The organism is Janthinobacterium aestuarii, from assembly GCF_051380835.1.
Lineage (GTDB): Bacteria > Pseudomonadota > Gammaproteobacteria > Burkholderiales > Burkholderiaceae_D > Janthinobacterium > Janthinobacterium aestuarii.
Map to the genome: position 1 here is coordinate 37,155 of NZ_JBNYXU010000008.1, position 26,255 is coordinate 63,409.

General features: G+C 64.1%; 21 protein-coding genes and 1 pseudogene. 13 read left to right on the plus strand and 9 right to left on the minus strand.

The features are described 5' to 3' along the window. The 3 genes and pseudogenes from ACQ4WO_RS20325 to ACQ4WO_RS20335 all read left to right on the plus strand — a co-directional run. Positions 1–510 (plus strand): DUF7034 domain-containing protein (locus tag ACQ4WO_RS20325; protein WP_436482999.1); only part of this gene is annotated, 510 nt, incomplete at its 5' end. A 320-nt stretch (positions 511–830) separates the two neighbouring features. Next, a complete protein-coding gene (locus ACQ4WO_RS20330) occupies positions 831–1,163 on the plus strand; it encodes a collagen-like protein (RefSeq protein ID WP_436483000.1) in 333 nt (110 codons plus the stop codon). A gap of 123 nt (positions 1,164–1,286) precedes the next feature. Continuing rightward, positions 1,287–3,587, plus strand: a pseudogene (locus tag ACQ4WO_RS20335) (acyl-CoA dehydrogenase); the annotation flags it as partial. 26 nt (positions 3,588–3,613) lie between these two features. Here the strand turns inward: ACQ4WO_RS20335 and ACQ4WO_RS20340 are convergent. Then, the gene (locus ACQ4WO_RS20340; RefSeq protein WP_436483001.1) at positions 3,614–4,837 is read right to left on the minus strand and encodes a TCR/Tet family MFS transporter; all 1,224 of its coding nucleotides are present in this window, start codon (positions 4,835–4,837) and stop codon (positions 3,614–3,616) included. Between the two features lie 104 nt (positions 4,838–4,941). Between ACQ4WO_RS20340 and ACQ4WO_RS20345 the strand changes: the two genes are divergently transcribed. The 4 genes from ACQ4WO_RS20345 to gdhA all read left to right on the plus strand — a co-directional run bounded on the left by ACQ4WO_RS20345 (position 4,942) and on the right by gdhA (position 10,019). Further along, positions 4,942–5,580 carry a TetR/AcrR family transcriptional regulator gene (locus tag ACQ4WO_RS20345; RefSeq protein WP_436483002.1) on the plus strand — a complete coding sequence of 213 codons (639 nt, stop codon included), beginning with the start codon at positions 4,942–4,944 and terminating at the stop codon, positions 5,578–5,580. Between the two features lie 88 nt (positions 5,581–5,668). Beyond that, on the plus strand, positions 5,669–7,030 hold the full coding sequence (trhP, locus tag ACQ4WO_RS20350; protein WP_436483003.1) for a prephenate-dependent tRNA uridine(34) hydroxylase TrhP: 1,362 nt from the start codon (positions 5,669–5,671) through the stop codon (positions 7,028–7,030). A gap of 184 nt (positions 7,031–7,214) precedes the next feature. Continuing rightward, positions 7,215–8,462, plus strand: coding sequence for a DUF819 family protein (locus ACQ4WO_RS20355; protein WP_128141202.1), 1,248 nt, complete (start codon positions 7,215–7,217; stop codon positions 8,460–8,462). A gap of 213 nt (positions 8,463–8,675) precedes the next feature. Then, complete coding sequence (gene gdhA / locus ACQ4WO_RS20360; protein ID WP_436483004.1) at positions 8,676–10,019, plus strand: NADP-specific glutamate dehydrogenase; 1,344 nt, start codon at positions 8,676–8,678, stop codon at positions 10,017–10,019. Between the two features lie 60 nt (positions 10,020–10,079). Here the strand turns inward: gdhA and ACQ4WO_RS20365 are convergent, their stop codons facing one another. Next, positions 10,080–10,637, minus strand: a complete 558-nt coding sequence (locus ACQ4WO_RS20365) for a flavin reductase family protein (RefSeq protein WP_436483005.1) — start codon at positions 10,635–10,637, stop codon at positions 10,080–10,082. 175 nt (positions 10,638–10,812) lie between these two features. Between ACQ4WO_RS20365 and ACQ4WO_RS20370 the strand changes: the two genes are divergently transcribed. The 3 genes from ACQ4WO_RS20370 (at position 10,813) to ACQ4WO_RS20380 (ending at position 13,134) form a co-directional block, all read left to right on the plus strand. Beyond that, complete coding sequence (locus ACQ4WO_RS20370; protein ID WP_436483006.1) at positions 10,813–11,442, plus strand: head GIN domain-containing protein; 630 nt, start codon at positions 10,813–10,815, stop codon at positions 11,440–11,442. A gap of 89 nt (positions 11,443–11,531) precedes the next feature. Continuing rightward, positions 11,532–12,293, plus strand: a complete 762-nt coding sequence (locus ACQ4WO_RS20375; protein ID WP_436483007.1) for a DNA-formamidopyrimidine glycosylase family protein — start codon at positions 11,532–11,534, stop codon at positions 12,291–12,293. Between the two features lie 40 nt (positions 12,294–12,333). Further along, complete coding sequence (locus tag ACQ4WO_RS20380) at positions 12,334–13,134, plus strand: enoyl-CoA hydratase (RefSeq protein WP_436483008.1); 801 nt, start codon at positions 12,334–12,336, stop codon at positions 13,132–13,134. A 1-nt stretch (position 13,135) separates the two neighbouring features. On the opposite strand, the gene ACQ4WO_RS20385 is transcribed toward ACQ4WO_RS20380, so the two are convergent. The 5 genes from ACQ4WO_RS20385 to ACQ4WO_RS20405 form a co-directional block, all read right to left on the minus strand. Beyond that, the gene (locus ACQ4WO_RS20385) at positions 13,136–13,873 is read right to left on the minus strand and encodes an AIM24 family protein (RefSeq protein ID WP_436483009.1); all 738 of its coding nucleotides are present in this window, start codon (positions 13,871–13,873) and stop codon (positions 13,136–13,138) included. A 3-nt stretch (positions 13,874–13,876) separates the two neighbouring features. Further along, a complete protein-coding gene (locus ACQ4WO_RS20390; RefSeq protein ID WP_034753503.1) occupies positions 13,877–14,518 on the minus strand; it encodes an AIM24 family protein in 642 nt (213 codons plus the stop codon). A gap of 17 nt (positions 14,519–14,535) precedes the next feature. Then, complete coding sequence (locus ACQ4WO_RS20395) at positions 14,536–15,153, minus strand: AIM24 family protein (protein ID WP_181877963.1); 618 nt, start codon at positions 15,151–15,153, stop codon at positions 14,536–14,538. A gap of 157 nt (positions 15,154–15,310) precedes the next feature. Further along, complete coding sequence (locus ACQ4WO_RS20400) at positions 15,311–18,475, minus strand: S8 family serine peptidase (protein WP_436483010.1); 3,165 nt, start codon at positions 18,473–18,475, stop codon at positions 15,311–15,313. A gap of 1 nt (position 18,476) precedes the next feature. Next, positions 18,477–19,292, minus strand: coding sequence for an NF038120 family PEP-CTERM protein (locus tag ACQ4WO_RS20405; protein WP_436483011.1), 816 nt, complete (start codon positions 19,290–19,292; stop codon positions 18,477–18,479). Positions 19,293–19,721: 429 nt separating this feature from the next. Between ACQ4WO_RS20405 and ACQ4WO_RS20410 the strand changes: the two genes are divergently transcribed. Further along, a complete protein-coding gene (locus ACQ4WO_RS20410; RefSeq protein ID WP_436483012.1) occupies positions 19,722–20,633 on the plus strand; it encodes a histidine kinase in 912 nt (303 codons plus the stop codon). 8 nt (positions 20,634–20,641) lie between these two features. After that, on the plus strand, positions 20,642–21,289 hold the full coding sequence (locus ACQ4WO_RS20415) for a response regulator (RefSeq protein WP_436483013.1): 648 nt from the start codon (positions 20,642–20,644) through the stop codon (positions 21,287–21,289). Here ACQ4WO_RS20415 and ACQ4WO_RS20420 read toward each other — a convergent pair. Both ACQ4WO_RS20420 and ACQ4WO_RS20425 read right to left on the minus strand, forming a co-directional pair. Beyond that, positions 21,286–23,784 (minus strand): TonB-dependent receptor, encoded by a 2,499-nt coding sequence (locus tag ACQ4WO_RS20420; RefSeq protein ID WP_436483014.1) that lies wholly within the window; start codon positions 23,782–23,784, stop codon positions 21,286–21,288. The two genes, ACQ4WO_RS20415 and ACQ4WO_RS20420, sit on opposite strands and share 4 nt — an antisense overlap. 94 nt (positions 23,785–23,878) lie before the next feature. Then, complete coding sequence (locus ACQ4WO_RS20425) at positions 23,879–24,340, minus strand: Lrp/AsnC family transcriptional regulator (protein WP_034784295.1); 462 nt, start codon at positions 24,338–24,340, stop codon at positions 23,879–23,881. 99 nt (positions 24,341–24,439) lie between these two features. On the opposite strand from ACQ4WO_RS20425, the gene ilvB reads away from it, so the two are divergent. After that, positions 24,440–26,191, plus strand: coding sequence for a biosynthetic-type acetolactate synthase large subunit (gene ilvB, locus ACQ4WO_RS20430; RefSeq protein WP_436483015.1), 1,752 nt, complete (start codon positions 24,440–24,442; stop codon positions 26,189–26,191). Positions 26,192–26,255 lie beyond the last annotated feature (64 nt).

The following is a 26,255-nucleotide window of genomic DNA, read 5'->3' on the forward strand; positions in this document are numbered from 1 at the left end:
AAGCATGCCACCTTCAGTTCGACGGTGACGATCCCCGCAGGCGCCAAAGCGGGCGAATGGCTGGTCGGCTCGCTCGCCTTCCGTGACGTATTAGACTATACGAGTACAAATGGCGGCTACAGCCAGGGTTTCACCGTGCAAAGCAATGGGCTCAGCGACACGTCAGGGCCCACCGTTTCTGCCATCACTGTCACCCCCGCCATCGTTGACGTCTCGCAGACAAGTCAACAGGTGACGGCCACCGTCAGCGTGACAGATGCCACCGGCGTCAATCTCAACGCCCTGCCCGCCCCCTATTGGTACAACATCGCCGACAACGGCGGCACCCGCATCAACAGCCAATGGAAACTGGCGTCCGGCGACGCGAAGCATGCCACCTTCAGTTCGACGGTGACGATCCCCGCAGGCGCCAAAGCGGGCGAATGGCTGGTCGGCTCGCTCGCCTTCCGTGACGTATTAGACTATACGAGTACAAATGGCGGCCACGACAGGAGTTTCACCGTTAAATAAGCGCATCAGGCAGCGCCAGGCTCCAAGTCACGGTGCTGCCGATCCCAGCTGAACAGCCACAGCCAACCTTCGGGTTGGCTTTTTGTTTTCCTTTGCACAAAACCTCCCCCACCCCGCCGCTGTGTACGCAAACGAACGGACTGCAGCAGCCCAAGAGCCCATGCTGCAGGCAGACCACATCCCTTCCCGCCGCCAGCCTCCTGCGCGACACGGCGCAACGGCCATCTGGTCAGCTCTCCCCGCCACACCGCCATGCGAAACTCGCGCCCGACGCCGTCGAGCCGTTCCGTACATAACGGCACACTGCCAAAGGATGCATCATGAAAACTACCCTGATATTGCTCGCGCTCGCCTCTACCCTTGCCTTGACCGCTTGCCAGCGCGAAGCACCACCCGCGCCTACCGTCGTGCAAGTCGTTCCCGGCCCTGTCGGCGCGCCTGGTCCTGCCGGCGCGACGGGTGCCACTGGCGCTGAAGCCCCTGCCGGCGCGACCGGTGCCACCGGCGCCACGGGCCAGACCGGCGACAGCGGCATGCAAGGCGACGATGGCGCCAAGGGCGACGCTGGTGCTGCCGGCGATGAAGGCGCCAAAGGCGACACGGGCGCCAAGGGCAAACAGGGCGATACGGTGATTGTCGTTCCACAACATTAATACGCTTCACGCCTGACACCACAACGCTAACCCCTGCGGTTGGCGTTGTGCGTATGCGCTGTACCGCACAGTAACATTCGCCATCTCGGCCTATCCTGTTGTCATATAACAGGGAGATATCGCATGCTGACGATCATACTGGTGGCGGCCCCGCTGGGCCTGGTTGTACTGTTCGCGCCCGGCCCCGTGCGCCGCGCCCTGCTTGCCCCGCACCTGTTGGCCCTGTTCAAGCGCATTTTGCCGACGATGTCCGACACGGAGCGCGACGCGCTCGAGGCCGGTACCACGTGGTGGGATGCGGACCTGTTTTCCGGCCAGCCCGACTGGCCCAAACTGCTGGCGTATGGACGCGCCTCGCTCACGGCTGAAGAGCGCCACTTTCTTGAGCACGACGTCGAGCGGCTGTGCGAACTGGTCGATGACTGGGAAACGCAGCAACAACTGGACTTGCCGCCGGCGGCCTGGGACTACCTAAAAAGCCAGGGCTTCCTCGGCATGATTATCCCGAAGCAATATGGCGGCAAGCAATTCTCCGCCTACATGCACTCGCAAGTGGTGATGAAGCTGTCGAGCCGCTGCTCGGCGCTGGCCGTGACCGTGATGGTGCCCAATTCGCTGGGACCGGCCGAACTGCTGCTGCACTACGGCACAGAAGAACAGAAAAACCATTATCTGCCGCGCCTGGCCAACGGCACCGAAATTCCCTGCTTCGCGCTGACCAGCCCATACGCGGGTTCCGATGCGGCCGCCATTCCCGACCTGGGCGTGGTCTGCATGGGTATGCATGAAGGGCGTCCTACCCTGGGTTTCCGCCTCACGTGGAACAAGCGCTACATCACCCTGGCGCCCGTGGCGACCTTGCTGGGGCTGGCATTCCAGACCAGCGACCCCGATCATCTGCTGTCCAGCAACGATGCACCGGGGATCACTTGCGCCCTGATTCCCGCCAGCCACGACGGCGTCGTGATCGGCCGCCGCCACCGCCCGTTGAACGCCGTCTTCCAGAACGGCCCCACGTCGGGCAACGATGTGTTCATTCCCATCGACTGGGTCATCGGCGGCCAGGCGCAGGTGGGCAAGGGATGGCGCATGCTGATGGAATGCCTGGCGGCCGGGCGCGCCATTTCGTTGCCCTCGTCCAGCGTGGGCATGGGCAAGATGGCCGTGCGCGGCACCGGCGCGTATGCGGCCGTGCGGCGCCAGTTCAACATGCCGATCGGCAAATTCGAGGGGGTGCAGGAAGCGCTGGCCCGCATGGGCGCCAACCTGTACCTGATGGATGCGGCCCGCACCCTGGCCGCGCATGCCGTCGACCTGGGCGAAAAGCCGGCCGTCATTTCCGCCATCGTCAAATACCACGTCACGGAACGGGGCCGCGCGCTCGTCAACGACGGCATGGATATTCTCGGCGGCAAAGGCATCTGCATCGGCCCCAACAATTTCCTCGCCAGCGCCTATCAGCAAATCCCCATCGCCATCACGGTCGAAGGGGCCAACATCCTCACGCGCAGCCTGATCATCTTCGGCCAGGGCGCCATCCGCGCGCATCCATATGTGCTCAGGGAAATGGCCGCCGTCAGCGAAGGCGACGGCCGCAAGGCCTTGCGCGATTTCGACTCGGCCTTCTTTGGCCACGTCGGCTTTGTGCTGGGCAACCTGGCCAGGGGCTTGTGGTACGGACTGGGCGGCGCGCACATGGCGGCCGTGCCCGATGCCGGCGCGCCTGTACTGACGCCCTACTACCGCGCCCTGACGCGGCTGTCGACGGCGTTTGCCGTCATGACGGATATGTCGATGTTCGTGCTCGGTGGCGAACTCAAGCGCCGCGAGCGGCTGTCCGCCCGCTTGGGCGACGTGCTGGCGCAGCTGTACCTGGCGTCGTCCGTGCTGAAGCGCTACGAGGATGATGGCCGGCCCGAGGCCGACCTGCCTTACGTGCACTGGTCGCTGCAAGATGCGCTGGTCAAGGCGCAGCAGGGCTTGACGGGCGTGCTCGACAATTTCCCCGCGCGCGTGCTGGCCGTGCTGCTGCGCACCTTGCTGTTCCCGTTTGGCCTGCCCCACCGTCCGCCATCCGACGAACTGGGCAGCGCGGTGGCGCTGGCCCTGCAAACGCCGGGCGCCGACCGCGAACGCCTGCTGGCCGACGGCTATGTCGCCAGCGAGGACAGCCAAGGCAGCGATCCCGTGGCCTGCGCCGAACGGGCCCTGGCCCTGCTGCCCGACATCCTGCACATCGAAAAACGCCTGAAAGACACGCCCGCAGGCGCGGCCCTGCGGCACCTGCCGCAAAGCCTGTCCGCCATGCAGCAGTGGCTGGCCGCAGCCAAGGCGAAGGGCTCGGTCAGCTGCCAGGAGCACAATACCTTGCTCGACTATGCGCGCCTGGTCGACGGCTTGATACAGGTCGACGATTTTGCGCCCGCCGCAGTGCATGAAATGCAGGGTTCCTATCCCCGCGATGATGCAGAATTGCTTGACGCCAGCGACAAGCCCAGCACGAGCGGCACCAGCGCCGCGTACACAACAATCACCGACAACCAGACCGCGCCCGGCCAGTACGCCCTGACGCCAAAATAAATGCTGGAAAACACCAGCGGACACAGCACGGAAGCCAGGCTCACGGCCGAGGCCAGCACACCCTGAAACTGGCCTTGCCGATCCCCGGCAACCTGGCGCGTAGCCAGCGACTGCAGGGCCGGCGCGCCGATGCCGCCCAAGGCGAACACGGGCATGATGGCGAAGATCATCCAGCTCCGGGTGGCAAACGCCATGACGGTCAATGCCACGCAGGCGCAAGCTACACCCGCCAGGATGGTAGCGCGCTCACCCAGCAGTTTCACGGCAGGGCCGGGCAAGAAGGCTTGCGCCAGCGCCTGGCATACGCCAAAGGCGCCCAGCGACAGGCCGATCCACAATCCATTCCACGCGAACGCATCGTGACCCCACAAGGCCCAGCACACGCCATACACTTCGCCGGCCGCGCTGAAGGTAAAGAAGATGACGGTGATCGGCAGCAAGCTTTTCTCAGAGAAGACCCAGCGCAAGAAACGCAAGGGATTCAATGCCGCCAGGTCGACTTTTTCGCCTGTCGGCCGACGTAGGGTTGGACGTGACTCAGGCAAGGTAAAAAACGCCAGCAGCAGGTTACAACCGTTCAGCACGGCCGCCGCCATGAACGGCAGGCGCAGCCCGTCATCGCCCAGCGCGCCGCCCAGCACGGGACCGATGATGAAGCCGGCGCCGAACATGGCGTTGAGCAAGCCGAAGCGGCGCGCCCGTGTCGCCTCGGGCGAAATGTCGGCGATGTAAGCGGTGGCCACGGAAACATTGGCACTGGTCAGGCCCGCGATGGCACGCCCCAGCAGCAGCATCCACAGGCTCGGCGCGAAGGCGAGGAACAGATAATTGACGGCAGCGCCGCCCAAGGAAAGCAGCAGCACGGGACGCCGACCCAGGCGGTCGCTCAGCGCTCCGAGCACGGGCGCAAAGATGAATTGCATCAGTGCATACAGGGCCGTCATGATGCCAATATACGGCGCCACATTATCGGCATGCGTGACGTCGCGTAGCAGCGCCGGCAGGATGGGAAAGATCAGGCCGATACCGGCGGCGTCGAGCAAGACAGTGGCAAAGATGACAGGCAGCGCCGCCACAGGAAGGGATTCTTTCATAGCTCAATCCAAATATGTACTCAGTACATAAATAGTACGCCCGGTCCAGCCGCGCCATCAAGCATTATCTGTACTCAGTACACTTAGTGTATGATCGTGGCAACATGACGATTCCTTCCGACCTCCGCTCCCGCAAACGCATTGCCACCCGGCAAGCCATCTCGAACGCCGCCACGCGTTTGTTTTTCGTGCGTGGCTTCGAGCAGGTGACGGTGGACGAAATCGCGGCGGCCGCCAGCGTAGGACGCATGACAGTGTTCAACCATTTCCCGCGCAAGGAAGACATGTTCTTCGACCGCGAGGAAGAGGGACGCGAGCTGCTGCGCGCCGCCTTGCGCCAGCGCGACCCAGCCATTGCTCCCATCGAAACTTTGCGCCTGCTGGCGCACCGGCTGGTGCTTGAAGACAGTCCCTACATCACGTTTTCCGCCGCCGGCCAGGGCTTCATTGCCACCATCGAAGCCAGCGACACCTTGAAAGCGCGGGCGCGGGCGATCCGCGACGAGCTGGCGCAAGTGGTCGCGCATGCGCTGACGGAATGCACGGGGTGCGATGACGGCGACCCCCTTGCCCAACTGGCGGCCAGCCTGCTGCTGGCCACCTGGAGCACCGCCCTCATCGAAGCGCACCGTGCCTTCGCGCAGCATGGCGATGCGCAGCTGGCCAAGACCGGCTTTCTGTCCCTGGTGGACCAGGGACACATGGGTTTGAACGCCGCCATGGCGGGCACGCCTTACGTCTGAGCACCTTGCGGCGAATGCCAATCCCTTGATCCAAGGCAATGCAATATGCGGCCAGCCAGCATAAGATCGCCGGCTTTGCCCATCCTCCATGCGCCACGCTCCCGAACTCCTCCTGCCTGCAGGCTCCCTGGCCAAGATGCATGCCGCCTTCGACTATGGCGCTGACGCCGTCTACGCGGGCCAGCCGCGCTACAGCTTGCGCGTGCGCAATAACGATTTTTCGACCTTGCAAGCCTTGCAGGAGGGCATCGATGGCGCGCATGCGCGCGGCAAGCAGTTCTTTGTCGCCAGCAATATCTTCGCCCACAACGCCAAGCTGAAAACGTATTTGCGCGACATGGAACCAGTGATCGTCATGCGCCCCGACGCGCTGATCATGGCCGACCCGGGCCTGATCATGATGGTGCGCGACAAGTGGCCGGAGATTCCCGTGCACCTGTCCGTGCAGGCGAATGCCGTCAACTGGGCCGATGTCAAATTCTGGCACCGCATGGGTTTGACGCGCGTGATTTTGTCGCGCGAACTGTCGCTCGACGAGATCGAGGAAATCCGCCAGCGCTGCCCGGAAATGGAGCTCGAGGTATTCGTCCACGGCGCCCTGTGCATCGCCTATTCGGGCCGCTGCCTGCTGTCCGGCTATTTCAACCACCGCGACCCGAACCAGGGCACGTGCACGAATTCCTGCCGCTGGGATTACAAGGTGAAAAATGCGTCCGAAGACGCCAGCGGCGACCTGGGCGGCATTCAGGTGGTGCCGCTGGAATTTCACCAGGCGCTGGCCGAGGCCGACAACAATGCGTTTTCCGCCCTGCACCAGCAGCCGCGCCACCCGCTGGCCGACCAGCCCTACCTGATTGAAGAAGCCCAGCGCCCGGGCCAGCTGATGCCGATACTCGAAGACGAGCACGGCACCTACATCATGAATTCGAAGGACTTGCGCGCCGTCGAGCATATCGAGCGCCTGGTGAAAATCGGCGTCGATTCGCTGAAGGTCGAGGGCCGCACCAAGTCGCTGTACTACGCGGCGCGCACGGCGCAAGTCTACCGCCAGGCCATCGATGACGCCGTCGCGGGCCGCCCCTTCGACATTGGCCTGCTGGGCCAGCTGCAAGGCCTGGCCAACCGCGGCTACACGGACGGTTTTTACCAGCGCCACCATACCCAGGCGCACCAGAACTACATGCGCGGCGCGTCCGAGGCGGATCGCAGCCAGTACGTGGGCGACGTGCTGGGCGTGGCGGACGGCTGGGCCAGGGTGGAAGTAAAAAACCGCTTCGCCGTGGGCGACCGGATCGAAGCCGTGCATCCGGGCGGCAACCGCGATTTCACCATAGCACGCATGCTCAGCGATGACGGCAGCGAGATCCAGGTGGCGCCCGGCAGCGGCCACTTCGTGCGCATCGAACTCGACGGCGCTCTCGACAAGGCTTTGCTGGCGCGCTATTTGTAACCGCCAGTCTGGTGCGCGGGGTGATGAACCAGTATATAAGTGTTTGATTCGACAAGTGAAAATTTCCGCATCGCCGCCTAAACAATTTGTTTAGGCTTCAACATTGCTATACGATACGGCCACCCTGCGCCCGGGGCCGTTATCGGAACCCGGTGCGTCCCTGACACGTTCACCGGAATCCCCGATGCCACCTGCCACACCCGCCCTGATCACCAATGACGCCGTCGTCCTCGGCCTGCTCGCCATGACCCTGGGAGCCGTCTTCTGGAGCGCTTCCCGCCCCGACGGCTTCTGGAAAAAGTTCTACACGTATATCCCGTCGCTGCTGATGTGCTATTTGATCCCGGCGTTGCTGAACACCTTCGGCATCATCGACGGCAACGCGTCCGGCCTGTACGCCGTGGCGCGCGATTACCTTCTGCCCAGCGCGCTGGTCCTGCTGTGCGTGGCCATCGATTTCGGCGGCATCATCCGCCTCGGCCCCAAAGCCATCATCATGTTCCTGACGGGCACCCTGGGCGTGATGCTGGGCGCCCTCGTGTCGTTCGAAGCCTTGCGTTTGATTCACCCGGAAACCGTGGCCGGCGACACGTGGCGCGGCATGACCACCGTGGCCGGCTCGTGGATAGGCGGCGGCGCCAACCAGGCGGCCATGAAGGAAGTGTTTGAAGTGGATGCGACCTTGTTTGGCCAGTTCGTCGCCGTCGACGTGCTGGTGGCCAACGTCTGGACGGCCGTGCTGCTGTTCCTGGCCGGCCGCGCGGGTGCCTTCGACCGCTGGACCGGTGCCGATTTGACGGCCATCAATGCGCTCAAGGACAGCATCGAAAGCTACCGTACGCAGCACGCGCGCATCGCCAACCTGACCGACATCATGATCATCCTCGGCGTGGGCCTGGGCGTGACGGGCCTGTCGCATTTCCTCGCCGGCCCCATCATCAGCTGGATCAACACCCTGCCCGCCGCATGGCGCCTGCAGGATTACAGCCTGACGTCGAACTTCTTCTGGATCGTCGTGCTCGCCACCACCTTCGGCCTGCTGCTCAGCTTTACCAAGGCACGCAGCCTGGAAGGCGCGGGCGCCTCGACCATCGGCTCGGCCATGCTGTACGTGCTGGTGGCAACCATCGGCATGCACATGGACCTGGGCGCCCTGCTCGACAAGCCATTTTTGTTCCTGCTGGGCCTGATCTGGATCGCCGTGCATGGCGGCCTGATGCTGCTCGTCGCCAAGCTGATCCGCGCGCCCCTGTTCTTCATGGCCGTGGGATCGCAAGCGAACATCGGCGGCGCCGCCTCGGCTCCCGTCATCGCCAGCGCCTTCCACCCGGCCCTGGCCCCCGTCGGCGTGCTGCTGGCCGTGCTCGGCTATGCGCTGGGCACCTATGGCGCCTACATCACGGGCTTGATCCTGCGCGGCATGGCGGGGTGATCCCTGTCCTGGCTTGACGAGCCAGGCACGCAAGAATGACGACAACGCCAGCCTTCGGGCTGGCGTTGTCGTTTACGGCTCGCATCGGCCACAGTGCCCCAAAAAATCCCCACAATGTAGCAGAAACCCCTCAAAACCAAATTTCCGCACCATTTTTGTGCGAAATCTGCGATGATAGTTGCCCAAATAACCGATTACCTCCATGGAATTCTGATGAAATACGCATCTGCTCACGAGTATGTCCAGCATGTCGCCGCACGCAATCCAGGTCAACCCGAGTTTCTGCAAGCCGTCACCGAAGTCATGGAGAGCTTGTGGCCGTTCCTGGAACAGCACCCGAAATACGCGGAACAAGGCTTGCTGGAACGCTTGATCGAGCCCGAGCGCGTGGTGATGTTCCGCGTGTCGTGGGTCGATGATCACGGGCAAGTGCAAGTCAATCGCGGCTACCGCATCCAGCACAGCATGGCCATCGGGCCGTACAAGGGCGGCATCCGCTTCCACCCTTCCGTGACCTTGTCCGTGCTGAAATTCCTCGCCTTCGAGCAGACGTTCAAGAATGCGCTGACGACCTTGCCGATGGGCGGCGGCAAGGGCGGCTCCGATTTCGATCCGAAGGGCAAGAGCCCGGGCGAAGTGATGCGCTTCTGCCAGGCCTTCGTGAGCGAACTGTTCCGCCACGTGGGTTCGGACACGGACGTGCCGGCCGGCGACATCGGTGTGGGCGGGCGTGAAGTGGGCTATATGGCCGGCATGATGAAAAAGCTCAGCAACCGCGCCGACTGCGTGTTTACGGGCAAGGGCGCCAGCTTCGGCGGCTCGCTGATGCGGCCGGAAGCGACGGGCTACGGCACCGTGTACTTTGCGCAGGAAATGCTGAAAACGCGGGGCCGCTCGTTCGAAGGCATGCGCGTGTCCGTGTCCGGTTCGGGCAACGTGGCGCAGTACGCGGTCGAAAAAGCCATGGCCATGGGCGCGAAAGTCATCACCGTCTCCGATTCGAGCGGCACCGTCATCGACGAGGCAGGCTTTACGCCGGAAAAGCTGGCCATCCTGATGGAGGTCAAGAACCATTTGTATGGCCGGGTCAGCGATTACGCCGCGCGCACGGGCGTACGCTTCCAGTCGGGCGTGTCGCCATGGCATGTGCCGGTCGACATCGCCCTGCCCTGCGCCACGCAAAATGAACTGAACATCGACGATGCGCGCACCTTGATCGCCAATGGCGTGCAGTGCGTGGCCGAAGGCGCCAACATGCCCACCACCATCGAGGCAGCGAAAGCCTTCGAAGCGGCCGGCGTGCTGTACGCGCCGGGCAAGGCCAGCAATGCGGGCGGCGTGGCCACGTCCGGCCTGGAAATGAGCCAGAACGCGGCCAGAATTTCCTGGCCGCGCGAAGAAGTCGATGCGCGTTTGCTGCAGATCATGCAAGGCATCCACGCCGCGTGCAAGCAATACGGCACGCGCGCCGATGGCACGGTCAGCTATGTCGATGGCGCCAATATCGCCGGTTTCGTGAAAGTGGCCGATGCGATGCTGGCACAGGGCGTGATTTAATCATCGGCCAACGGTGGTGTCGGATTACGGCGCCTTGCGCCTAATCCGACCTACGCCGACCTACGACATTTCCGGTTTCATCAAGCTCTTGCGGCTGATGGTCCGGCCCGACACCATGAACTCGCCGTTGCCGCGGTAATGTAACGTTTCGGGCAGCTTGGGCGAGGTGGCCACGTGGGCTTTCACGCACTCGAAGATGAAGAAGCCGCCTTTCGGATTGCCCGCCACCTGGGCCAGCTTGCATTCGAAGTTGGCGTAGCACTCGGCGATCAGGGGCGCGCCCACCAGCTCGGCGGGCTGGGCCGTCAAGCCGAAGGCCGTGAACTTGTCCGTATCTTCGCCGCTGCAATTGCCGATGGCGACGACCTGGTCGACCATGTCGGCCGTGGGCAGGTTGATCACGCATTCCATGCTGCGCTTGATCATTTCATAGCTGTGGTTCGCGTCGGAAATAAAGCAGCCCAGCAACGATGGCGTAAATTCCATCAGCATGTGCCAGGCCATGGTCATGACGTCGCTTTCGCCCTGCCACGTTGAACTGACGAGCACCACCGGCCCCGGTTCGAGAAAGCGCCGGATATCGGCGACGGGATAATCTTCTTTGTGGTAATTTTTCATCTGCTCTCCAGGACGCGGTACGCCATAGCATAGACCAACGGCGCCTTGCCGGGCGCGCGGCTGGCCGGCGGCGCCGTGTCGTCCGCACCGCGATTTGTGCCGTTCGTCGCAAATTTCTCCCCAATCGAGATGTTGCACAATAGAATACACTGATCAACTACTCAAGGAAACCGCCATGCGTCCTCTGTTCCTGTTGTCAGTCCTGTCCCTCGCCTGCCTCTCCACCCTCGCGCATGCCGACGAGCAAACCCGCACGGTAGCCGCCTTCAACGCCATCGACATCCGCGGCCCCATCAGCATCGAAGTGGAATCGGGCAAGGAGCAAAGCCTGCTGCTGCGCGGCGACCAGAAATTCCTCAGCGGCGTGATCACGGAAGTGGTCGATGGCGAGCTGAAAATCTCGATGAAGGACAAGGACATCAAGAAAACGGAGGGCGACCCGCGCGTCATCATCGCCATGCCCACCTTGCGCAAGCTGATCGCGGAAGGCGCGGGCGAGAAGATATTGACCAAGCTCAACGGTCCAAGAGTCGACATCAGCTACAAGGGCGCGGGCCGCCTGGCCGCCGATGGCCAGGTCGACTGGCTGCGCCTGAAGGCGCAAGGCGTGGGCGAAGTCGATACGAAAGCCTTGCTGGCGAAAAACGTCGACGTGAATTTCGAAGGCATCGGCTCCGTCAAGGTATATTCCTCGGGCGAACTGAACGCCGTGGTGCGCGGCATGGGCGAACTGACGTATTACGGCAAGCCGAAGATCGTGCACAAATCGATCGCCGGCATCGGCAGCGTCAACGCCGCCAAGTAAGCCGGCCTGCCGTGCGCCACGATGGTGGCGTTTAATCGACACTGTCTGGAACGGTCGCGGCAACGCCTTGACCTCCCGGGAGAGTTGCGATGCCAGAAGGACCTTCTATCGTCATCTTGTGCGAACAGGCTGCTTCCTTTGCCGGCAAGACGATCGCGCGGGCCAGCGGCAACTGCAAAAAAATCGATCTTGCGCAACTGCAGGGGCAGCCGCTGCTGGCGCTGCGCAGCTGGGGCAAGCACTTCCTGCTGCAGTTGCCGCACAGTGCGCTACGCATCCATTTTCTATTGTTCGGCAGCTACCGCATCAACGAACGCAAGGATACGCCACCGCGGCTGCAGCTGGAATTTGACGATGGCAGCGAACTCAATTTCTATGCCTGCTCCATCAAGCCCCTGGATGCCGATCTCGATACCCTCTATGACTGGCGCGGCGACGTGATGAATCCCGCCTGGGATGGGGCGCGCGCTCGCAAGAAGCTGCGCGCGCGGCCCGACTTGCTGGCATGCGACGCCTTGCTGGACCAGGATATCTTTGCCGGCGTGGGCAATATCATCAAGAACGAGGTGCTGTTCCGCATCCGCGTCCACCCGCTCTCGCCAGTCGGCGCTCTGCCCGCGCCCAAGTTGCGCATGCTGGTGGAACAGGCGCGCCAGTACAGCTTTGATTTTCTCGGCTGGAAAAAAGCGGGCACTCTGAAGGCGCACTGGCTGGCGCATGCCAAAAAGACCTGTCCACGCTGCCATATTCCACTGCACAAAGCCGTCCTGGGCAAGAGCCAGCGGCGCAGTTTTTTCTGTCTTCGCTGCCAAAAACAATATGGCGCGATTGAAGATGCAAGCAGGCTATGATCAGGGCACAAGCCCCATCAAATTCACCACCGGAGACCACATGACCGCAATACATGACACGGCAGCACCGCTGGTGCTGCGCGAAGAGCAAAATGGCCTCGTCACCTTGCGCCTGAACCGCCCGCTGCAATTCAATGCCCTGTCCGAAGGCATGCTGGCGGCGCTGCAGGAAGCGCTGGACGCCATCGCGCAGCAGCCGCATGTGCGCTGCGTGGTGCTGGCTGCCGAAGGCAAGGCTTTTTGCGCGGGCCACGATTTGCGGCAGATGCAGGCTACGCGCCAGCTTGCGTATTATCAAACCCTGTTCGCGCAATGCTCGCGCGTCATGCAAGCCATTCAAACCTTGCCCGTGCCCGTGATTGCCCGCGTGCATGGCATCGCTACGGCGGCCGGCTGCCAGCTGGTGGCCAGCTGCGACCTGGCCGTGGCGGGCGCATCCGCCCGTTTTGCCGTGTCCGGCATCAACGTGGGCCTGTTCTGCGCCACGCCGTCCGTGGCCCTGTCGCGTAATGTGTCGCCCAAGCGGGCCTTCGACATGCTGGTGACGGGCCGCTTCATCGACGCCGACACGGCCGCCGACTGGGGCTTGATCAACGAGACCGTGGCCGACGCGGCGCTCGACGAAGCCGTGGCGCGCCTGGCGCGGCAGATCATGGCGAAAAGCCCGACGGCCATCCGCTACGGCAAGGCCATGTTCTACCGGCAGCGCCAGCTGCCGCTGGACGAGGCGTATGCGTATGCGGGCGACGTGATGGCGCGCAACATGATGGAAGAGGATGCGGACGAAGGCGTCACCGCCTTTTTAGAAAAACGGCCGCCCGGCTGGGCGACCGTCAAGTAGCTTAACGCTGTTCTTTCATCTGCTGCTGCACGGACAAGCTCAAGGTCCCCAGGTCTTCCTTGCCCAGCATCGGCAATTGCGCCAGCAGGTTGGCCAGGGCCGAGCTGCCCGTCACGTCCAGCTCGGACGATTGCACCAGCACCGTGCCGGCGCCCGTGAAGTCGATCTGCTTTTCCTCGCCCGACAGGGTAAAACCCGTGAGCGCGCCGGCGGCCGAGGCCCAGCCCTGCACGTGGGCGTAATCGTAGTGATACGAGGGGCTGGGGCAATCGGCCCATCCCAGCACGGCCTGCTCGTCCACCCGGCACGGCAACTCGAGGAAATGCACGGGGCCGTTCGACGAGGCGATCACTTTACCGGTGCCTATCATCGTCAGGTAGCCGGGCAAGGTCGATTCCTGGCAAATCACATCCTTCGTAAAACCCAGCAGGTTTTTCGCGCGGATGGTCATGTTGGCGTTGTCCAGGTCGTAGCACGCCAGGTCGTTGCCGTTGTCGCCCAAAATCAATTGGCCTTGCCCTTGCGCCACGACAAAGTGGTGGATGTATTTCGGCGCATTGAAGGCATTGCGTACGATCAGGTCGAGCACGCTGCTGCCCATGGCTTCGAAGCGCAGTTCGCCATAGAAGGCGATCATCTTGCCCTTGCGAATGAATATCTGTTCCTTGACGTCGATGACATACGAAAAACGGTTCAGGTTATCGTTCTTCGGCAAGGTATCGGGAGTGTAAATCGTCATGGCTTACCTTTCGCTCGCTTGGATGTAGACCGTGCCCTGGCCCGTGAACTTCACCTGGTACGATTCGCCGGACGCCTGGCCGACGAAAGTTTTCCAGTTCAAGTCCGTGACGATGGTCGAGCTCAGCTGCCCCGTGTGGCCGATATACGCCTGCGGGTCGACAAAGACGGGCACGTCCGGCGTGACGGGCAAGCCGATGGCGTTACCGTCGGACAAAATCGCCACATCGCCCGTGCCTTGCAAGGTGGTGGTAAACAAGCCCTGGCCCGAGGCCATGCCGCGCACCACGCCCTGCACGCCGCCTTGGTTGCCGAGGAACATGGTGCCGGCCGTCAGGCGCGCATCGAAGGCCAGCAGGGAATCGCTTTCCACGTAAAACGTTTCGCCGCGCACGGGGACGATGGTGACGAACAGGCCGCCCTGCGCATAAAACACGCTGCCCGTGCCACGCGCCGACATCATGGCGTAGCCTTCGTTCGTGACGGCGCGCATGGCCAGGCTTTGCACGCCCTGGCCGGCCAGGAAAGAGCGGCTGAACGCCACGTCGCCCTGGTACGACACCATGGCGCCCTTGCGCGCGAACACTTCTTCATTGCCGAGTTTGACCTCAAGCATCTTTTCATTGATCTGCTGATAGACAGGCATCGCGGGTCCTCGCTAACTTAACGTTCGGCGGGCTGGATGAACACCACGCCCTGGCCTGTGAATTTGTGCTGGTACGATTCGCCCGAGCTCTGGCCGATCATCGTGCGCCAGTTGACGTCGAAAACGAATTCCTGGCGGATGTCGCCCTTGAATCCGACGAAAGCGTCCGGGTCCACGCGCAGCGGATGCGCGGGCGTCACTTCCAGCATGATCAGGTTGCCGCGCGAAATGACGGCCAGGTTGCCGTTGCCTTCGACGGTGGTGGAAAACAGGCCCTGGCCCGAACTGGCGCCGCGCAGGCCCGCAAAGCTGGTGCCCGTCTTCAGGCTCGTGTCGTAGGCCAGCAGGCTGCTGCTTTCGATGGTCAGCTTTTCGCCGGCCAGCGCCATGACGGTGATCTCGGCCGCATTCTGCGCGAAAAACACCGTGCCCGTGCCAGAGGCCTGCATCACCTGCATGCCTTCGTTCGTCACCTTGCGCTTGAGCGCGCCGAAGAGGCCCTCGCCGCCGAGCAGGGACTTTTCAAATTTGATGGCGCCCGTATAGGCGACCATCGCGCCGGCAATCGCCAGCACTTTTTCATCCTGCAGGCGCACTTCCAGCAGGCGGTCGGTATTGGTGCGGAAACTGGTCACGCGCGACTCCCCAAGAATGCCAGGCCACAAAGCCTTGGCTAGCCGACAAGATACCGGGGGCGTTACCTCCATGCAAGTGCTATTCATCCCGAACGGGGGTCTCCGTTAAAAAAAAAGCGTGCCCGGAGGCACGCCTTGCGCTTACATCTGCAACGGTTTACTCGGCCAGCACCGGCTTGGCGCCGCGCGCGTTCTGGAACAGCGGCACGGGATCATTGGTATTGACCTCGACCACCGTCACGCCCTGCACCACGCCAGCTACCTGGTAGCCGACGGCGCCCAGGTGGCGCTTGCCTTCGGCCAGGTTGGACCAGCTCAGCGATACAGACGCCGTGCCGCCCACGTAGGCCGTGCCCGGCATCAGCGCCTTGAAAATGCCGTTGTTCAAGCCCGGCGCCAGCACCCACGACGACAAGGCGTAGTCGGCCTGGCCGTTTTGCGGCGCAAAACCGATCATGCACACCTTGTAGGTACCGGCGGCGGGTAGGCGCAGTTCCACCTGCTCATTGGAACTTTCATTGCCGCTGCTGCCGACCAGCACATTGGCGGCGTTGTAGACCTCCATGTCCAGGTCGGTATTCGCGCCGCCCGTCGTTTCCGAGTCGTAGGTGGCAAAGCGCGCCGCCAGGGTGCCGGCCGGAATCACCACGTTGTGCACGTTCACGCCCGTGGCGCCACCGGCCTTGCAGGCAGCCGATGCGGCAGCGCCCGTCACCGCCTGGCCGATCGTGCGCGTCTGGCGCACGGCTTCGACGAGACCCGACTTGACGCCGACCAGCGCGCCCGTGAAGCCCGTGCCCAGGGTCAGCACCTTGCTGCCCGTGGCCGCTTCGCTGCTGACCAGCGGAATGGCGGCCAGCGACGTGCCGCGCGCCGTCAGCGGGCTGCGCACCGTGTGCGTGCCATCCGTCCAGCTGAGGGCGCCGTAGGTCCAGGTATTGGCCGGCGCCGTGGTGCGCGTCAGCTTGACCTGGTACTGGCCCTTGGCGCCAGGCGCCAGGCTCAAACTCGTTGGCGTCACCGCCACCGTGTAGCCGGGCAGGCTGGCCGAGACGTTATAGACGGCGCTGCTGGCGCCCACGTTGGTCACCGTGCGCGTCAGCACTTGCGTGCCCAGCACGTTGGCCGCCGTCAGCGACGCCAGGTTCAGGTTGTAGGCAGGAATGGTGCCGACGGCCTGGCACGTGGCGGGACTGTAGACCTTCAGGTTCAGGCCGCACAAGAAGCGCGCATAGTCGATTTCCGACACGTCGTACACGAGGCCGGGATCGGCCGCGCTGTTCGGCGCGATGTGGCCGGCGCCCTGGCCCCACGGCAGCTGGCCCGAGTTCTTCGCCGTGGCATCCCACGACACGGAACCGTTCAAGCCATCGGGATAGGTGCTGAAGGCCGTCGTCATCAGCGCCGACTTGATGGCCGCGGGCGACCAGCTCGGATGCTGCTGCTTGAGCAGCGCCGCCACGCCGGCCACGTGCGGGCTGGCCATCGAAGTGCCGGAATAGAAATCCCACTCGGCCACTGGCGCCACACCACCGGCCGCCACGGCATCGCGCTGCGCCGGGGTCAGGTCGGCCGTCACGCCGGCGAGGATGTTGGTGCCGGGCGCCGAGAGATCCGGTTTCAGGATGTTCGCATTGGCCACGTTCGGTCCGCGCGAGGAACGGTCGCTGACGATCGGCGCCTGCACCGTCGTGTCGGGGATGGTATGGATTTCGCCCAATGCCGCCGTGCCGTCCGGAGTGGACGCCATGAATGCCTTCAGCGCATCGCCCTGTGCCTGCGCCAGGTGCACGGTCGACAGCGTGTGCGCCTGGTTGATGATGGTGTTGGCGCCGCCAGCCACGTTGGCGATGACCACGCCCGCCGCGCCCGCCGTCCTGGCATTCGCGCTCTTGTTGACCAACACGTTGCCGCCACGGTCGCACACGAGTATCTTGCCCGCCACTTTTACCGGGTCGAGATAAGCGGACGTGGCATCGGCCCCGCCGAAGCAGCGCAGCAAATTGAGGTCCGTCGGCAGCACGCCGGCCAGGCCCGCATCGCGCGAGCGGATCAGCGGCAGGGCCGGCGTCTTCGCATTGCTCGATGCGCCTTCCAGCCTGGTGCCGTTGCTGAGGATGACATTGCCCGCGTACAGGCGGTTGTGGGTGGAATTGGCGACCGTCGCCAGCCAAGGGCTGATGTGAGAGACGGGCGCCGGCACGTCGGGTGCCGGCGTGGATGGGCCGGAATTGCCGCCCGACGTGGCGACAAACACGCCGGCCGCGGCCGCACCGAGGAAGGCGACTTCCGTCGGCTCGTCGAAGGCGCCGCCGCCCGCGTTCGGGCCGATGGAGAAGTTGATGACGTTGACGCCATCCTTGACGGCCTGATCGATGGCGGCCACGCTGTCGGCCGTGGCGCAACCGTTGCGGCCCGTCGATGCGGCCGTCCAGCACACTTTATAGGCGGCGATGCGGGCGCGCGGTGCCATGCCCGATGCCTTGCCCAGCGACACGCCGTTCGAGGTGGCCAAGGCGCCATTGTTGCCGCCGGCCGTGGACGCCGTATGCGTGCCATGGCCGCCGTGCCCCGTCAGGCCGGCGACGGAATCGCGCGGCGAACGGAATTCCGTCCAGTGCAGCGCCGCCGTGGAGGCGCGGTAGTAGCGCGCGCCGATCAGTTTGTTGTTGCAATTCTCGGCGCTAAAACCTTCGCCCGTCTGACAAGTGCCCTGCCAGCTGGCCGGCGGCGCGCCGTACACGACGTTGCTGCCACTGTGGCTGGGCACGCCGTTCTCGTCGAGGCGGTCGGCAAAAGCCGTGTTCTCGGGCCAGATGCCGCTGTCGACGATGCCGATGATGATGTCTTCGCCCGCGTGCGTCTTGCCGCCCAGTTGTTCCCACAGGCCGCCCGGCTTGTCCAGACCCAGGAAGGTGGGCGTGTAGCTGGTGTCGAGCTGCAGGATGGAGTCGGCGCTGATGCTGGCCACGCCGCTGTTTTTCTTCAGGGCCCGCACTTCATCGTCCGTCAGCAAGGCGGAAAAGCCGTTGAAGACGACGCTGTACTGGTGCGTGATTTCCGCCGCGCTGACGGTGCCGGCCACGGCGGCCTGCTTGGTGTCGAGGTAGCTCAGGTAGGCCTGCACATCGGCGGCGCCCACGTTGATGCGTGCGCCCGGGGCCGGCTTGGTGGCGGCCAGGCCGTCGACCTGGCCCGTGTAGGTGGCGGCCGGCTTGTCGACCAGCTGCACGATGTAGGAACGGCGTTCCTGCGCCTGCGCCGCTTGCGCCAGGCTGGCGGCCAGCAGGAGGATAGCGAGTGAAACGGGACGTAATTTCATCTCATGCTCCTTGCACGGTGAACGCGGCGAACTTGCCGCTGCGGCGGCGCGACAGCATGCCGATGGCGCCCAGGCCGGCCAGCAACAGCATGTAGGTCGACGGTTCCGGCACGGCGCTGATGTTGATATTGTCGAGCGCAAACTGGCCCTGGTTAAAGGCGGGGAAATCGATGGAATTGCTGCACGCGCCCGTATCGTTGAAGATACACGCGTTGAAGGTCAGGCCCGTAAACGCATAGTTGCTGAAGCCGCCCAGCAGGGAAGCGCCCTGGAAATGGTAGTTGCCATCGCTGCCCTGGCCCGGGAACGCCAGCGAGGTGCTGACCACCTGGCCGTTGCTGAGGGTGCCGCTCAGCTGCAGCTGGCCCCACTGCATGTTGGGCAAGCCGGATACGGGCGCGATGAAGGAATAGTCGAAACCGGCCAGGCTGAACGCCTGGTGGTCGGCACGCGCGAAATTCACGCCGCCATCGTTGAGGATGGCCAAGTAGTTGCCGGTGCCGCCCTGCGGGCAGGCGGCGATATCGCACGACGAACCCGCGCGCCCATCGAGGATGGCGCCCACGCCGCTGACGCCGCCGCCGGTCGCCGTGGTCGGGTCGGCCAGGAACAGCAGGTTGTAGCTCGACGTATTGAGCGTCTGGCCGCTTTCATACACGTCGGGACGCAAATTATCGAAGGTCAGGACATCGGCCATGGCCGGCGCCGAGGCCAGGACGGACAAGGTGGCCAGCGCGGCCAGGATGGTGGCGCGACCGCGGGTAGCGGGCGGATGGGCAGTGGCGGGCGATACCCGCGCATGTGATGGACGATTCATTCTATTCCCTTGTTTGTTGTGGATAGATAGGTCGGCAGGTCTGGCGCCCGCTTTCAGCTTTTTCACAAAAGTGTCAACAAATATAGCAAATCGCATAAAACAAATAACATATTTTTAATATCATTTATTTATTTTTTATCTAACTCTGCGATACTTTGTTTTGTTTTATCTATGAAAGCTTGAGGAATCTCAACGTTACATTGGAACAACAATGCCTCACACTGCAGACGTGTGCGCCAGCATGCCGGCACGACTTCAGATAAGCTCGAAAACCGCGCCCGCCGCGCCATAGCACCACCCGTCACATCGCGGTACACCTGTTCCATCCTGGAACACTTGTCTCTCCCCTGCGCGCCCGGCCACAGCCCCTGCGCCGATGGCATGAAGCTTGCTCAACGAAGAGATCGACCGTGCACAGGGAGCTGCATCATGGAACACTACCAACTGGCCGGCAACGGCCGCTCAGGCACGCGGCCGGCCCGGCACCTCCTCATGTGCTGCGCGCTCGCGCTGGCTTTTTTCCTGCTGGCAGCCAGGCTGGACCTGGCCGAACGGCTGACCTACGCGCTGTGGCGCCACGACCACTGGCAACTCGATGAACTGGCTCTGAGCCTGTTGTTGCTGGCGCTGGTCCTGGCCGGCTTTGCCGTGCGGCGCGGGCGCCAGGTGGCGCTGCTGCTGGCACAAAACCGCGCCCTCACGCAGCGCCTGCTGCGCGCGCAGGAAGAGGAGCGCTGCGCGCTGGCGCGCGAGCTGCACGATGAAGTGGGACAAGACTGCACGGCCATCCGCGCCGCCGCCAGCTACATCCTGCGCGCGCGCGATGGCGACCAGGCGAACGTGCAGGCGTGCGCCGCCAGCATCGCCCGCTCGTCGGAAGCGCTGCATGCGATGGTGCGCACCATGCTGCGCCGGCTGCGCCCGCCCGTGCTCGACAGCCTGGGCCTGGCGCCGGCCCTGCAGGCGCTGTGCGACAGCTGGGCCCAGCAGCACGGCATCGCTTGCCATTTCGCGCCGCACGCCATCCCCGCCAACCTCGACGACAGCACGGCCACCGCCATCTACCGCCTGGTGCAGGAAGGCTTGACGAACGTGGCGCGCCACGCGGGCGCCGACCACGCCACGGTGGAATTGCGCGCCGATGCGCACGGCTTGCTGCACCTGGCCATCGAAGACAATGGCCAGGGTTTATGCCCGGATAAAACGCTGGCAGATGGCTTCGGCATGCTGGGCATGCGCGAAAGAGTGGCCGGCCTGCGCGGCCATATCCGCTGGATCAGCGCGCTGGGCAACGGCTTGCGCATCGAAGTGGCGATGCCGCTGGCGGCCGGTGCGGCATGAACGCGGCCATGACACCGATCCGCGTGATGCTGGTCGACGACCACCCGGTGGTGCGCACCGGTTACCGGCGCCTGCTGGAACAGGGTGGCGACATCGCCGTCGTGGCCGAGGCGGGCAATGGCGAAACGGCGTATGGCTTGCATCTGGAACACGCGCCCGACGTCTGCGTGACGGATTTGTCCATGCCCGGCATCGGCGGCCTGGAATTGCTGCGCAAGCTGATCGCCCGCGACGCCGGCGCCCGCGTGCTCGTGTTCAGCATGCACGACACGCCGCAGCTGATCGCCCGCGCGTTTGAGGGCGGCGCCTGCGGCTTCGTCAGCAAACAGGCCGACCCGGAACACCTGGTCGATGCCGTGCGCGCGGCCCACGCGGGCCGGCGCTACCTCGATCCGCACAGCGCGCCGGGCCTGCTGCAAGGTACTGCCCGCATGGAAGCGGAGCGCTTGAGCAGCCTGAGCCAGCGCGAATTCGAAATCTTCCGCCTGCTGGCCGAAGGCCGCAGCGCCGCCGACTGCGCCCGCCTGCTGCACGTGAGCAGCAAGACGGTGGCCAACCACCAAACCTCCATCAAGGAAAAGCTCGACGTGCCCGGCCCCGCCGCCCTCGTCCATCTTGCCCTGCGCAACGGGGTCATTGAGCATATCCACCCTTAAAACACGTAGCGCAAGCCCACATTCACGCTGCGCGGGGTGCCGGCCGCATAGAAGGTCGCGTTGACCATCGGATACTCGCCGTTCACGGCCGGTAGTGGCCGGGCAGCAAAATTGCCGTTGGCGTCGAAACCCGTCGCGCCCAGCTGGGCCGCCGTCGCATAGTGTCGGTCGAACAGGTTGTTGACCTGGGCGAATACGCTCAGTTGCCGTGTCAGCTGGTATTTGCCGTTCAGTTCCACCACGGCGTAGCCGCCGCTCTTGCCCGCGCCCAGGTACGCTGGCCCGCCTGGCTGGTGCGCATTGTTTTCATTGCCGCGCGCATAGGAGCTCGACACGGCCGTCATGGCCAGGCCCACCGTCCAGTCGCGTCCGCCCTGAACCTCCACGTGCGCCTTCAGGATATGGCTCGGTGTGAGCGGAATCCGGTTGCCTGGCATGATGGCGATATTGCCTTCGAGGCCAGGCGCCTCCGCGTCGCTGCTGCTGTTGGCACTGCCGTTGACGGTTTCCCGGCTTTGGTACGTCGCCTGCAGCCACGTGTAGTTAACGCCGAAGTCCAGCGCGCCCGCCTTGCCGTCGAGCGCCAGCTCCATGCCCTGGTGGCGCGTCTTGCCGAAATTCTTGAAGTAGCCGAAACCGGCCTGGTTGTCGGCCACGAACAGGATATCGTCGTGGTTTTCCGCGCGGAACACGCCCGCGCTCCAGCGTGCCACCTCGCCCCATTGGCCGCGCACGCCCGCTTCCCACGTCTTCGTCACCACCTGTTTCAAGGGCGGGTCGCCAGCCATGGCGTTGGGCAGGCGGCATGGATTGTCCGGGTCGGCGCAACCGAGTTCGATGGCCGTCGGCATGCGGCTGCCTTCGTTGTAGCCGAGGTAGGCGCTCACGCCCTTGACTGGCGCATAGGCCAGGCCGATGGCGGGATTGAAGCGGCTGAAACGGTGGTCGCCGTCGAGCGAGCCGCTGCCGCCGCCCGGCGTGATGGCGTCGCGGTTGCGCACCGTGCTGCGGTTGTAGCGGCCGGAGATGGTCAGGGTCAAGTCTTGACTGAACGCGATGCTGTCGCTCGCATACACGCTCCAGGTGCGCATGCGCCCGCTCAAGTCGACGCGGTTATCGACGGGCGTGCCGTCATCGTCGATCTGTGTGCCGTCGGCAAAGAAATCGACGGGCGTGATGCCGCGGTCCGGGTTCAGATAGCCGAACTGGCTCGTCTGGCGGAAGGTGGCGTGGCTGGCATCGAAGGCGGCGCCGGCCGTGACGGCGTGGCGCGCGCCCGCCACATCGGCCAGCGCGGTTAACTGGCCTGAAAAACCATAGTTTTCCTGCTCGGTATGGCTGCGGTTGATCATGCCGTTGCATTTTTCGGCCGGCTCGTCATTCAACAGCACGTTGGCTATGCAGCGCCATTTCGGGAAAGGCGTATTGGACGCATTTGCCCCGCTGGCGGGAAAGCCCGTGTAGCCGGCCGCCGCCAGAGCAGCGCGCTCGGCCGCTCCGGGCTGGTAGATGGACTGGTCGAGCGACTCGTCGTTCAGGTCGCCGTTGTAGGTGTGCGTATCGATCTTGCGGTAGTAGACATTGCCGGACAAGAGCAAGGCAGCGCTGGCCTGGTGCTTGCCCGTCAGGTTCAGCAGGGTCGACCTGTTTTCCGTCAAGTCGGGCTTGGTGTAGACGCTGCGGTAATCGCGCGCCAGCATGCGCTGTTCCTGCAAGCCATTGCCCGTCAGCGCATTGTCCGCGTGGGCGAGCGTGACGGCGATATCGGTGCGCGCATCGCTCCAGCCCAGCTTGCCGAATACCTGGCGCACGTCGGATGGCGAATCGTCGCGCCAGCCCACTTCCTTGAAACGGTTGCCCGTCACATACCAGTGCCAGCCCTGCGCATTGCTGCCGCCATGTTCGACCTCGACGGCGCGACGTTGATCGGAACCCAGGCGCGCCTCGACGGCGGTGCCGGGGTGGCTCTTGCCATCCTTGGTCTGCAAGGCCAGCGCGCCGCCCAGGGTATTCAAGCCGAACAGGGGATTCGAGCCGGGCATCAGGGTCAGCGATTTGATCGCCATGCGCGGGATCAAGTCCCAGCTGACGACGTCGCCAAACGGCTGGTTCAGCCGCATGCCATCGAGATACACGGACAATCCCTGCGGCGTGCCCAGCAGGGGCGAGGCCGTGTAGCCGCGGTAGCTGACGTCGGGCTGGAATGGGTTGTTCTGCACTTCGTTCACATACACGCTGCCCAGGTTGCGGCGCAGGAAGGCGGAAATATCGAGCGCGCCGCTGGAGGCGATCTGCTGCGCGCTGGCCATCTGCACGGGCGCGGCCAAAGTATCGCGCGGCTGCTCCACGGTGGGCAGCGGCATGCTGCCCGTGATGATGACGGTGGGCAAGTCGCCCGAGGCGGCCAGGTTCGCGGCCAGGCTGGCGGCAGCAGGTTCGGCAGCCTGCGCCTGGCACAGCGCCAAGGCCGTCGCAGCCAATAAAGTCAGTTTCATGCGGGTCCCCGTTTTTATCATGGTTTTTATGTCTGTCCAGTATCGGACAGCCACCATCGATGAACTAGGGAAAAACTCCCGTCGTGCGGGCAGGCTATCGCTGCAACGGCAAATAGCTCTGCTTGAGCTGGCGCAGCACGAAACTCGATTTGCTGTGGCGGATGCCGGGGATTTTGTATAAACGCTCGCGCAGCAGCCGTTCATAGTCGCGCGTGTCGCTCACGGCAATGCGCAGGTAGTAGTCGTAGTCGCCGGAGACGAGGAACGCTTCGAGCACTTCCGGGATCATGGCCAGCGCGTGGCCGAATTCGAACAGGGCCTGGTCGGAATGGTCGTCCAGGGTCACTTGCACGATGACGGTGTCGGCCAGCCCCACCTTGGCCGCGTTGACGTTGACCGTATAGCCTTCGATGACGCCATCGTCCTCCATGCGCTTGATGCGCGCCCAGCATGGCGACGAGGTCAGGCCCACCTTGGCGCTCAGCTCGTGCAGACTGATACGGGCATCCTGCTGCAGGGCCGTCAGGATGGCGAGGTCGAATTTGTCGAGCTTCATTTTGCAATTTCCCATGTTTACAGCAAATTTTGCTGATCAAGGCATTTTATACGAGAAAACCAGCAGCCTTTTCTGCCGGGGCAAGCAGAAAATAGACACATGAAACCCGATCCCGCTCCCCTCCTCGCTCCCGCCCACGATCTTGCGCCGCGCAACGGCGCCAGTACCCTGATCGACACCCTGCTGGCCCTGGGCGTCGATACGGTCTTCGGCTATCCCGGCGGCGCCGTGCTGCCCCTGTACGATGCGCTGCACGCGCAACCGCGCTTGCGCCACGTGCTCGTGCGGCACGAACAGGCGGCCGTGCACGCGGCCGAGGGTTATGCACGCAGCACGGGGCGGCCCGGCGTCGTCTTCGTCACGTCCGGCCCCGGCATGAGCAATACCACCACGGGCTTGCTCGACGCCCTGTGCGATTCGATTCCCGTCATCTGCATCAGCGGCCAGGTGGCCACCACCAGCATCGGCACGAACGCCTTCCAGGAATGCGACGCGCTGGGCATCTCGCGCCCCGTCACCAAGTGGAACCGGCAAATCCGCACGGCCGACAAGACGGCCGCCGTCGTGCACGAAGCGTACGCGCAAGCCACGCAGGGCCGGCCTGGTCCCGTGCTGATCGATTTTCCCAAGGATATGCAATTGGCGCCCGTTGCGGACAACACGTCGCTGCTGCCCGCCGCCAACGTCCCCGCCCCCTTGCCCGACGCGGCCGATATCGATCAGGCCGCCAGCCTGATCGCCAACGCGCGCCAGCCCGTGTTCTATGGCGGCGGAGGCCTTATCAATTCCGGTCTCGATGCCTGCGCCGCGTTCCAGCAACTGGTGAAACTGGCGGCCGCGCCATGCACCCTGACCCTGCTGGGACTGGGCGCCTTTCCCGCCTCGCACCCTGCCTTCCTCGGCATGCTGGGCATGCACGGCACCCTGGAAGCGAACCTGGCCATGCACCACGCGGACCTGATCGTCTGCGTGGGCGCCCGCTTCGACGACCGGGTGACTGGCAGGCTGGATGCCTTCTGCCCCGGCGCGAAAATCATCCACGTCGATATCGACCCGACGTCGATCGGCAAGGTGGTGCGCGCCGACGTGGCCCTGCGCGGCGATTGCGCACCCGTGCTGACCGCCCTGCTGGCGCAGCTGCGCGGGCGCTTGCTGGCGGACCGTCAGCCATGGTGGCAGCGCATCGACGGCTGGCGCGCGCAGGACAGCCTGACGTTCGACGACACGCCGGACGTGATCGCCCCGCAGGCGCTGATGCGCCGGCTGCAGGCGGCCCTGGACGGACAGGACGCCATCGTGTCCACCGACGTAGGCCAGCACCAGATGTGGGCCGCGCAGCATATGCGCTTCGAGCAGCCGCGCCGCTGGCTCACCTCGGGCGGCGCCGGCACCATGGGTTATGGCTTGCCGGCCGCCATCGGCGCGCAGATCGCCCATCCGGGCAAGCGCGTCGTGTGCGTCAGCGGCGACGCGTCGATTTTGATGAATATCCAGGAACTGGCCACGGCCGTGCAGCACCGTCTGCCCGTGAAAGTGGTGCTGTTGAACAACGGCTATATGGGCATGGTGCGCCAGTGGCAGGAACTCATCCATGGCGGGCGCTACAGCCACAACTACACGGAGGCGCTGCCCGATTTCGTCGCCCTGGCCCGCGCCTTCGGCTGGCAGGCACATACGGTGAGCCGGCGCGAAGACCTCGACGCCGCGCTGGCGGCCTGCCTGGCATCCGAAGGCCCGTATTTCCTCGACGTGCGCGTGCATGGCGAAGAAAATTGTTTCCCCATGATGGCGCCCGGCGCGGGGCACCATGAAGTGACCCTGTCCAAGGGACAGGTGTACAGCGAGCGGTAATCCGGCATGACCACCACCGGCCACGCCAACGATGTTGTCCGATTACGGTCCTCCGGACCTCGGC